Source organism: Vibrio sp. Vb1574, assembly GCF_033338675.1.
This window is the reverse complement of the sequence record NZ_JAWOTC010000116.1, coordinates 1-1,799: the sequence shown is the minus strand read 5'-3', so window position 1 is coordinate 1,799 and position 1,799 is coordinate 1. Positions and strand designations below refer to the sequence as shown.

Genomic DNA, 1,799 nt, shown 5'->3' with positions numbered 1-1,799 from the left:
TCAACACCTTTTCCATACTCTCTTCTCGAATAAGATGGAAGATGGGGTATGGTGAACGATTGGTTAAGTTCTCGTCATCTTCTGGCGCTGCACCACCGAAGCAATAGTCTGGATGGAAAGTCGCCACTTGGAATATACCTTCCCAATCCTGTTGTTTGATCAGCCCTTCAACCCAATCGATGCAGAAGTTGTAGTCCCAGAAATCTTGCAGCATGTTAGGTACGACGACCAATGTTGTTTCCAGCTTTTCTGGTTCGGTGGTGCTGAGTTCAATAAGTTGCAGCAGAATATCCTCAAGCAACGCTTCTTCTTGTGTTGCTTTGCTGACAAAAATCTTAATTTGTTTGTTACGCTGCGGCTTTGCAGCGAAAGGACACAAATTCAGACCAATCACGACATCATTAAGCCATTGATCGACTTGTTGCGTGATCGCATTAATATCTGTATTCGGTGTTTCTTGTGTTGAGCGCGTTGGCATACGACTTTCTTGCTTTTATGAATTTGGCGCAAGCATAGCAGAGAAGTCGATTAACTTCTTCCCAAGCTTGCTACATCAGTGTTGCTGTCGGTATCTACGCTTTCACAAATGTGTTTTAAATAGGCAATGGCAGCAAACATCACGGCATACAAAACGCTTCCGCCAAGCAGTACGGTTGACCAACCGCCATGTTGCCAACAGTAGAGCAATAAAAAACCACCTAAACTTCCGCCAACATAGTAGTGCACCAAGTACAAAGCTGTTGCGGTTGCTTTTGCTTGTGTTGCGTTTTGGCCTACCCAGCCGTAAGCCAAAGTATGGGTAAAAAACGCGCCAAAACTAATCAGCAGAAGACCGATAAGCATAGCGGCGAGGCTCTCAAAAGCCGCAATCCACATGCCTGCCATGCTAACCACAGCGCCTAAGAACATACCTAGAATAGAAGAGTAACGTTTGCTCCAATGCCCTGCGCATCGAGAAGAAAAAGTTCCTCCCAGATAACAGATGAATATCAACGATGCTAGACCGACCGGAACGTTGTGCGGCGCGCTAACCAAACGAAAGCCCATCACTGAGTAAAGATTGACGAACAACGCAAAGTTAAGCCCGCCGATGAGCATTGCAAACCAAACCCGCTGATTTCGGAAGTGGCCAATAATGGCACGATTTTGGTGTCTTAAGCTGCTGGATGACGGTGTGAAGTTGCGTTGTTTTGGCAGTAAGTAGTGAACGCAGATTACGCCAATCAATGTTACAACCATCATGACTTCGATGGCGACATCGACACTAAAGTTATCCGCCAACAAACCGCCGCTAATACGTCCTGCGATGCCACCTAATGAGTTTGCTGCAATGTAAGTACCAATGGCCATTGAAAATGCGTGCTTATCAAGTTCTTCTGCCATGTATGCGACGGCAACAGCGGCAAATGCGGCCAAAGCGATTCCGATTAATGCTCGGCATGCCACCAAAAATATAAATGAGTCTCCGAGTAGCATCAACGCAGAAATGGCAGGAATAGAGAACAAGCCAACCATCATCACTGGCTTACGACCAATGGATTCGGACAAGACCGCCATTGGCACCAAACTGAATGAAAGCGCTAACGTTGAGGCAGCAAACAACCAGTTAACCTGCGTTTCTGAAATGGAAAACAGCGTTGCGAAGGTCGGCAGCATAGGTTGTAAAAGGTATAGGTTAGAAAAAACCAAAAAAGAGCCAAGCGCCAGAGATAGCGTAATGCGTTTGTATTCCGGAGTACCAAAGCTGACCATGTTTCCTGCCTGATAGGAGCAATAAAGGAGATTGTGATCAATCTATA

2 protein-coding genes are annotated in these 1,799 nt (G+C 46.0%); both read right to left on the bottom strand.

Features of this window, described 5'->3' with window-relative positions:
* Nucleotides 1–478 (bottom strand): DUF1415 domain-containing protein (locus tag R7O12_RS23990; protein WP_318126542.1); only part of this gene is annotated, 478 nt, incomplete at its 3' end.
* Nucleotides 479–528: 50 nt separating this feature from the next.
* Nucleotides 529–1,752: an MFS transporter gene (locus R7O12_RS23985; protein ID WP_017448620.1), complete on the bottom strand. Its 1,224-nt coding sequence runs from the start codon at nt 1,750–1,752 to the stop codon at nt 529–531.
* Nucleotides 1,753–1,799 lie beyond the last annotated feature (47 nt).